The sequence below is a fragment of the Rhizobium freirei PRF 81 genome (genome assembly GCF_000359745.1).
GTDB classification, from domain to species: Bacteria; Pseudomonadota; Alphaproteobacteria; order Rhizobiales; family Rhizobiaceae; genus Rhizobium; species Rhizobium freirei.
Window position 1 is genome coordinate 52,558 of the sequence record NZ_AQHN01000081.1, and the last position, 7,704, is coordinate 60,261.

At 59.0% G+C, this 7,704-nt stretch carries 8 protein-coding genes and 1 tRNA gene; 6 read left to right on the plus strand and 3 right to left on the minus strand.

Annotation, left to right across the window (positions count from 1 at the left end):
- Positions 1-55 precede the first annotated feature (55 nt).
- On the plus strand, positions 56-550 hold the full coding sequence (locus RHSP_RS22130) for a peptide deformylase (RefSeq protein WP_004123333.1): 495 nt from the start codon (positions 56-58) through the stop codon (positions 548-550).
- Positions 551-613: 63 nt separating this feature from the next.
- Here RHSP_RS22130 and RHSP_RS22135 read toward each other — a convergent pair whose 3' ends face one another.
- Complete coding sequence (locus tag RHSP_RS22135; RefSeq protein ID WP_420820102.1) at positions 614-1,183, minus strand: hypothetical protein; 570 nt, start codon at positions 1,181-1,183, stop codon at positions 614-616.
- Positions 1,184-1,859: 676 nt separating this feature from the next.
- Positions 1,860-2,576: a lipoyl(octanoyl) transferase LipB gene (gene lipB / locus RHSP_RS22140; RefSeq protein ID WP_004123339.1), complete on the minus strand. Its 717-nt coding sequence runs from the start codon at positions 2,574-2,576 to the stop codon at positions 1,860-1,862.
- 239 nt (positions 2,577-2,815) lie between these two features.
- Between lipB and RHSP_RS22145 the strand changes: the two genes are divergently transcribed.
- From RHSP_RS22145 to RHSP_RS22155, 3 genes are all read left to right on the plus strand, one after another.
- Positions 2,816-2,900, plus strand: a tRNA-Leu gene (locus tag RHSP_RS22145).
- 426 nt (positions 2,901-3,326) lie between these two features.
- Positions 3,327-3,542 (plus strand): hypothetical protein, encoded by a 216-nt coding sequence (locus RHSP_RS33920; protein WP_004123342.1) that lies wholly within the window; start codon positions 3,327-3,329, stop codon positions 3,540-3,542.
- Between the two features lie 78 nt (positions 3,543-3,620).
- Positions 3,621-3,815: a hypothetical protein gene (locus RHSP_RS22155; protein ID WP_037153782.1), complete on the plus strand. Its 195-nt coding sequence runs from the start codon at positions 3,621-3,623 to the stop codon at positions 3,813-3,815.
- A gap of 64 nt (positions 3,816-3,879) precedes the next feature.
- On the opposite strand, the gene RHSP_RS22160 is transcribed toward RHSP_RS22155, so the two are convergent.
- Positions 3,880-4,302 carry a helix-turn-helix domain-containing protein gene (locus tag RHSP_RS22160; protein WP_004123344.1) on the minus strand — a complete coding sequence of 141 codons (423 nt, stop codon included), beginning with the start codon at positions 4,300-4,302 and terminating at the stop codon, positions 3,880-3,882.
- Positions 4,303-4,518: 216 nt separating this feature from the next.
- Here RHSP_RS22160 and RHSP_RS22165 point away from each other — a divergent pair, with 216 nt between their 5' ends.
- Positions 4,519-5,454, plus strand: coding sequence for a DMT family transporter (locus RHSP_RS22165; RefSeq protein ID WP_081615346.1), 936 nt, complete (start codon positions 4,519-4,521; stop codon positions 5,452-5,454).
- An 81-nt stretch (positions 5,455-5,535) separates the two neighbouring features.
- Positions 5,536-7,545: an acetyl-CoA carboxylase biotin carboxylase subunit gene (locus RHSP_RS22170; RefSeq protein WP_037153785.1), complete on the plus strand. Its 2,010-nt coding sequence runs from the start codon at positions 5,536-5,538 to the stop codon at positions 7,543-7,545.
- Positions 7,546-7,704 lie beyond the last annotated feature (159 nt).

Genomic DNA, 7,704 nt, shown 5'->3' on the forward strand with positions numbered 1-7,704 from the left:
TTTCCGCCCTCATTCTCGCCTTTCAACGCGTATCGCTTTATCGACGGAGAATCCCGTGCCGGTCCGCCCCATCATTCGCTTCCCCAATCCATTGCTGCAAACGGCCTGCACCTCGGTTACCACGTTCGACGACGATCTGCGTGCCCTTGCGGCGGATTTGCTGGATACGATGCGCAACGCACCCGGCGTCGGAATCACCGCCCCCCACATCGGTGTGCTCAAGCGCGTCGTCGTGATCGAACTTAGCCGGGAAGACGGCATACGTACCTACATCAATCCGCAGCTCCTTTGGTCGTCCGAAGAAACCATGCGGCATATGGAAGGCAGCGTTTCGATGCCAGGCGTTACCGAAGAGATCGCGAGGCCAAAGGCCATTCGTTTTTCATATCAGGATATCCATGGCGCGGGACACGAGGAGCAAGCCGAAGACTTTCTCGCGATCTGCATTCAGCACGAGATCGACCAGCTCGACGGCATTTTCTGGCTGCAGCGCCTGTCAAAGCTCAAGCGCGACCGCTTGATAAAGAAATGGGAAAAAGTCCGGCGCTGATCCATTCAAAAACGAAACGGGCGCCACGAAGGCGCCCGTAGGATTGTCCAATCGGACTGCAAGTCAGCCCTTGAGCTTGGAGTTGCAGAGGCTGTAGTAGCCGCCGCCCTTCTGGATCCACTTCAGGCCGCCGAGCGAATTCTTGGCCTTGTTGGCATTGTAAGCATCGACGCAAGTGTGGAAGCGGCTCTTGCCCGGGGTTTCGCTCGCATACTTGGCATCGACCTTGGCCGGGAAGGTTACGCCGGCCGGAGCGACCGTCGTCGGCTTTGCCGGTTCGGCTGCCGGCGGCTTGGTGGCGTCGGGCTCGCTGGCATCAACCTTGGCGGCTGCAGTCGTCTTCGCCGTCTTGGATGGCGTCGTAGCAGCCGGTGCGGTCGCTGCCGGGGCCGTTGCGGCAGGGGCAGTTGCCGCTGGTGCAGTTGTCGCGGCACCTGCATCGGCAGCGCACTGCGTGGCGCGGAAGTCATTCCACTTCTGGCCGTTCAGAGTGCCGGCAGTTTTAGCTGCCTGATATTTGGCGCTGCACTCTTTCATGGTTAGCGCAGAAGCCGAAGAAGCTAGGCCCATCGAGCCTACAACTGTGAGAGACGCAAGGGACATCAACAGAATGGCACGACTAGTCATTGGCATTTCCTCCGCTCTATGACGAATGTCGAAACTATTAATCGTGTCGTCCTCAGCGCTTGTCAATCGACACGCGATTTCGGGGCGACGGATGACACCATATGCGGACGAATATGAACGTAAACTGTACGAAAGCAGCCATTAAAAAGTGCAATCACGCACGATAGACAATCATTGATGGCAGTTCGCCGCAGCCGCTAAACCTGCCGAAAATGGCAGAGGTCGTCGTGCCGAATCGGCACAATGGCAACCTCGCTCTTGCTGTTTGCAGCCTAGCGACACGCTTGGATTGCCGTTTCGCGAGACAAAGGCAAAATTGCGGACACAATGCTACCTGTCGCGAGGGCGGCCCCTTGACGTGTGGCGCCGCCGCTCTACCCTCTTTCCGGCAGTTCCCCTCCCTATGCCCTGGATGCTCTCCCTTCCAGGGCATTTTTCTTGGGCAGATGCAATCACGGCATGCAATCGCCCGCGGAGGTCAAGGAATTGCCCACATGATCTCGCGTGATAATGGCGCCGACATTGTCAGCAACCAGAAGCCGCACTATCTCTAGCTGGAAGACGAGACAGAACGCCTGGTGAGAACGAATCGCTCCCATGAATGCAGGTGCGCCTCGGCAATCGATCGCGGTCGCAAGACAGCATCCGCGACCCTTTGGCTGTTGCCATACAAGCCGAAATATCAGCCGTCGTTGACCGTTTGTCCGAAAACCTGCTCGAAAGCGTCGCGGAGGCGGATATCGACATCCGCCATCATGACCGGCAGGCCGAGATCGACAAGGCTGGTGACGCCGTAGGCCGAGATTCCGCAGGGAACGATGCCGGTGAAATGACCGAGATCGGGATCGACGTTCAAGGAGAGGCCGTGGAACGTCACCCATTTGCGCACGCGGATGCCGAGGGCGGCGATCTTGTCTTCGGCGACGGTTCCGTCCGGCAGCACCGGCTTTTCCGGACGCCGCACCCAGACGCCGACGCGATCCTCGCGCCGTTCGCCGCGCACGTTCATCGAATCGAGCGTGCGGATGATGACTTCTTCGAGCGCGCCGACAAAGGCGCGGATATCCTGCCGACGACACTTCAGGTCCAGCATGACATAAGCCACGCGCTGGCCCGGCCCGTGATAGGTATATTCGCCGCCGCGCCCGGTGGCAAAGACGGGGAATCGATCGGGCTCGATGAGATCGGCGGCATCGGCGCTCGTGCCTGCCGTATAGAGCGGCGGATGCTCGACCAGCCAGACCAGCTCCGGCGCCCGGCCTTCGGCGATCGCCGCAACTTCCGCCTCCATGGTGGCAACGGCCTCCTCATAAGGCACAAGACCATCGCTGATCCGCCAGCGAACGGGCGGTGTGTCGTGAGTGGGAAACATCTGATGAGAAAGTTCGGTGCGAAGCATTTGGCAGTCCTTTGCGCGCCGCAGGCCGCATCTGTGGAAATCCTGCGCGCCGACGAGTTATCCACATATGGCGCTATTCCGGCGGAAATTCAAACATCTACGGCGCTTCCCCGGCAATCGGACAAGCGTGATCGCAGGTGCTGTGAAGGAATTTAAAAAAACTGACACATCGCTCTTGTGCCCCCCGAATGCTTTTGCTACATGCAGCCGCGCCGGAGCAATTCGGCGCCTACCACGATGCGGTCGTGGCGGAATTGGTAGACGCGCAGCGTTGAGGTCGCTGTGGGGCAACCCGTGGAAGTTCGAGTCTTCTCGACCGCACCAAAAACCCGGCTAAGGCCGGGTTTTTTGTTTTTAGAACAGGGCTTTAGGTGCCGCTGGATTTCACGATGAAGAATAGCGTGAGACACTATGGATATCTCACCGGCTGTTGATCGCTTGATCTGCTGAAATCAGCTTTTGTCGATACCGGCTTCCTCCGATGTCGTCAGTTCTCCCTTGGACGTCGATCAATTCACCCGATAGAGACCGCCAGCTGATTCCTCGCAGAGGATGACAGCGGAGCGGCGTTTTCATGCTCTGTGGCGGCCAGGTTCAGCCGGTTGTTCCCAGCCTCACTCACGTCTACATCATATACGGCGCTCATATTGCTACTTCGCCTTGATCAGCAGGAGCCGTTGGATCTCCATGATCACTTGACTTCGCGCGCCCCTCTGGCACGCTGAAGTTTCTTCGGAAGTGGGAGAATACATGACGCCAGAACGCTTTTCAGAATGCCTTTTGCATATACGCTGGACGCCGATCAATCTGGCGAGCGCCCTGCAATGCGACCTGTCATGGGTGGAGGCGTTGGAGGCCGGAAATGCCGAAGTACCGGCTGGATTGGCGGCGTGGCTGGAAACTCTCGCGCAATGCCATGAGGGGGCCGGCGTTCCGACCACCTATCGAGGACGTGGGCACGAGTGAGATCGACTGCGGTGAGCCTGAAGAACGAATGGCGGTCCGGAAACGGCGGATAATTCACTCCAAACGGAGGGATTTGAGATGAATGATGATTTTCGCTTGAAGCTGATCAAAATTAGAGGCGAGAAGATCGCCCATCGCAACGAGCTGCTGGCGATGAAAATACAGGGCGCAAGCGCAAATGGGGTTAACGAGGCTATCGATCTTGACGGCATGATCGCCCGCGAACAACTCGCGATCGACAATCTGGACGACACGATTGCCCGCCTAAGCTAGGCTTGCTCTACGGAACGGATCGATCAAAACCCCTATTTGCCATGAGCATCGAAAGACGCCACGCTCAATGCGCGACGTCCTTGCTGACATTGCGCAGTCGGATCTGATGATCGAGCCGTTCGAGTTGGCTCGTGGTCGTCTCGATCAGCCGACCGATCTCCTGATAGGCCGTCCGTAGCCGCGAAAGCTCGTTCCGAACGGCTTCTAGGGCGCGCTCATCACTGTCCTCTCCAGGTCCGTCCCCTGAACCGGTCATCAGCCAGACCGGAGACACGCCGAAGAGAGCCGACATCGTCACCAGAGTAGATGGTTTGGGCTCCGAGCGGTCCGATTCCCAGGCAAGCATGGTTTCCTCGCTGACGCCCAGTTCTCCTGCCAGCCTTTCCAAGCTGATACCAGCGGCGTCACGAGCCATCGACAGACGTCCGCCCAGCGTATCGCCGCCCTCGTCCGAAAAAACGGTCGTCTCTTGTTCGGGCTTGAACATCGGTGCGATCCTTTTCTTGGCTGCGCCGGCAATTTATGTGGCGCACGTATGTTTTAGCGGTTTCCGAAAGCACAGATAGGTCTAGCGGCGTCATCTCGCCACCACGATCTGTCCCAAATGGAAAAGTGCGGCATCTTGCGCCGCCAGCCCGCGGCTTTCGGTTCCGCATCCGATCGCTTCTTGATTGCATGCTGCTCCTGTGTTTGATGTCTCTTCATGTCCGTATCTCCCGCCGTTTCCACACAGCAGAATCCGCTTAGAGGCATGACGATCATGACAAGCGCCATGATCCTGCTGCCGACGATGGATGCCATCGCCAAATACATGGCAAGCTTCGAAGGCATGTCGCCCGGCCAGGTGACATTCTATCGCTTCTTCTTTCAGCTCGTATGCATGCTGCCGCTCTTGGCGACCGTTTCGGGCCGTACGGCATTTTCTGCGAAGCGTCCCTGGATGAACCTGCTGCGCGGCGCGTTGCACGGCGCCGCCAGTCTGCTCTTTTTCGCGGCGGTCAAATATATGCCGCTCGCCGATGTCTTCGCGATCTATTTCGTCGAACCATTCATGCTGACGGCACTTTCGGCCCTGTTTCTCGGCGACAAGGTCGGCTGGAGGCGCTGGCTGGCGATCGTCATCGGCTTCGTTGGCGCAATGATCGTCATCCAGCCGAGTTTCGAGATTTTCGGGCTAAAGGCGCTGCTGCCCGTTGCCTGCGCCTTCCTCTTTGCACTCTATCTGTTCATGAACCGCGCCGTCGGCGAGGCGGATTCGCCGATGACGATGCAGGTGATGGCCGGCGTAGGCGGCACGCTGTTCATGTCGGTCACCCTTTTGGCGGGAGCATCCGCCGGCATCGCGGATTTCGAGCCATCCCTGCCCGTCTCTGTGCTCGGCCTCGTCCTTCTGCTGATTCTGGGCTCGATATCGGGCTACGCGCATATGCTTGTCGTCAAAGCCTTCCGCCTGGCGCCGCTCTCGCTGCTCGCCCCGTTCCAGTATTTCGAGATCATTTCCGCCACCGTTCTCGGCTATGCGATCTTCGGCGATTTCCCCAACCTTTCCAAATGGATCGGCATTGCCATCATCGTCGGCTCCGGTCTCTTCATCATCTGGCGCGAACGCTTACAGTCAAGACTGCAAAAAACGGCTTGAACGCAGGCATGTTGTACATGGACCGATGACGCAATTTGTGGCTAAAACATTGACTGAATAGAGCATTTGGGCGGAGATCGCATGTTCAAGAAAATTCTGATCGCCAATCGCGGCGAGATCGCCTGCCGCGTGATCAAGACTGCGCGCCGCATGGGTATCCTGACGGTCGCCGTCTACTCCGATGCCGACCGGGATGCTCTGCATGTTGAAATGGCCGATGAGGCCGTTCATGTCGGTCCGGCTCCTGCCGCCGAAAGCTATCTTGTCGCCGACAAGATCATCGCCGCCTGCAAGCAGACAGGCGCGGAAGCGGTTCATCCCGGCTACGGCTTCCTTTCCGAGCGCGCGAGCTTCTGCGCGGCGCTGGAAAAGGAAGGCATCATCTTCATCGGCCCGAAGCCGAAGGCGATCGAGGCCATGGGCGACAAGATCGAATCGAAGAAATTCGCCAATGCAGCCAAGGTCTCGACCGTTCCGGGCCATCTCGGCATCATCGACGACGCCGATCACGCTGAAAGGATCGCGGGTGAGATCGGTTATCCCGTCATGATCAAGGCGTCTGCCGGCGGCGGCGGCAAGGGCATGCGCATCGCCTGGAACAAGGATGAGGTGCGCGACGGCTTCGAGCGTGCCCGTTCGGAAGCGAAAAGCTCCTTCGGTGACGACCGCGTCTTCATCGAGAAGTTCGTCGTCGATCCCCGGCATGTCGAAATCCAGGTGCTGGCCGACGCCCATGGCAATGTCGTCTATCTCGGCGAGCGCGAATGCTCCATTCAGCGGCGGAACCAGAAGGTCGTGGAAGAGGCGCCCTCGCCGTTCCTCGACGAAGCGACGCGCAAGGCCATGGGCGAGCAGTCGGTGGCGCTTGCCAAGGCCGTGGATTATCAGAGTGCTGGCACGGTCGAATTCATCGTCGATCGCGACCGGAACTTCTACTTCCTCGAAATGAACACGCGCCTGCAGGTCGAGCATCCGGTAACGGAGCTTGTCACCGGAATCGACCTCGTTGAGCAGATGATCCGCGTCGCCGCCGGCGAAAGGCTGCCGTTCAAGCAGGCCGAGATCAAGCTCAATGGCTGGGCGATCGAAAGCCGTCTCTATGCGGAAGACCCCTACCGCAACTTCCTGCCCTCGATCGGCCGGCTGACGCGCTATCGTCCACCAAGTGAAGGCCGGAAGGACAAATCCGTCGTTCGCAATGACACCGGCGTCTTCGAAGGCGCCGAGATCTCGATGTATTACGATCCGATGATCGCAAAGCTTTGCACCTGGGCACCGACGAGGCTGGAGGCGATCGAAGCGATGGGCGAAGCTTTGGACGGCTTCGTCGTCGATGGCATCGAACACAACATGCCCTTCCTCTCGGCGCTGATGAAACACCCGCGCTGGCGCGAAGGCCGTCTCTCCACCGGCTTCATTGCCGAGGAATATCCTGATGGTTTTGCGCCGGTAACGCCGGATGAGGAGCAGACTGCTTTGCTGGCCGCCGTCGCCCTTTCCTGCAATCTGATCGAAGCCAATCGCCGCGAGCGCTATGGCGACCGGTTGCGCCCCGCAGCCGGGCCATTACGGGAAAACTGGATCGTCAGGCTCGGCACGGACTACCTACCCGTGACGCTGCTCGAGGGCGTGGTGACCATTCCTTTCGAGATGGATATGCAGATGGACGGCAAGATCGTAACCGTCGCGACCCACTGGCGGCCCGGCGACGCCGTCTGGGTCGGCACGGTGGGTGGCCGCAGGCTGACGGCGCAGATTCGCACCGTGCTGAATGGCCTGCGCATCGATTGGCAGGGGCTTTCCATCAGGGCCAAGGTGTTCACACCGCGCCAGGCGGAGCTCGACAAGCTCATGCCGATAAAATTACCACCCGATACGTCGAAGCTGCTGCTCTGCCCCATGCCCGGCCTCGTCGTATCGATCGCTGTTGCCGAGGGCCAGGAGGTCAAGGCGGGCGAGACGCTCGCCATCGTCGAGGCAATGAAGATGGAGAATGTCCTGCGCGCCGAACGCGATCTAGTGGTTGGCAAGATCAATGCGAAACCCGGTGAAAGCCTCGCCGTCGACGCCGTCATCATGGAATTTGCCTGATTAAAATACGAGCGGCCGAACATTTCAGGAAAAGTGCACAGCGCCTGTTCGGGTGAAACCAGACGATTGCGACGCTAAGTGTCTGATTTCGGCTTGAGCCGCAATGCGCGCCCATGGCAATGTCGCGCGAACCAAATCATAGCAGGAAGGGATGAAACC

Coding starts and splice junctions, on each gene's coding strand:
- RHSP_RS22170 (WP_037153785.1), top strand. CDS start 5,536: ATGTTCAAGAAAATTCTGATCGCCAATCGCGGCGAGATCGCCTGCCGC.
- RHSP_RS22165 (WP_081615346.1), top strand. CDS start 4,519: ATGTCCGTATCTCCCGCCGTTTCCACACAGCAGAATCCGCTTAGAGGC.
- lipB (WP_004123339.1), bottom strand. CDS start 2,576: ATGCTTCGCACCGAACTTTCTCATCAGATGTTTCCCACTCACGACACA.
- RHSP_RS22135 (WP_420820102.1), bottom strand. CDS start 1,183: ATGCCAATGACTAGTCGTGCCATTCTGTTGATGTCCCTTGCGTCTCTC.
- RHSP_RS33920 (WP_004123342.1), top strand. CDS start 3,327: ATGACGCCAGAACGCTTTTCAGAATGCCTTTTGCATATACGCTGGACG.
- RHSP_RS22155 (WP_037153782.1), top strand. CDS start 3,621: ATGAATGATGATTTTCGCTTGAAGCTGATCAAAATTAGAGGCGAGAAG.
- RHSP_RS22160 (WP_004123344.1), bottom strand. CDS start 4,302: ATGTTCAAGCCCGAACAAGAGACGACCGTTTTTTCGGACGAGGGCGGC.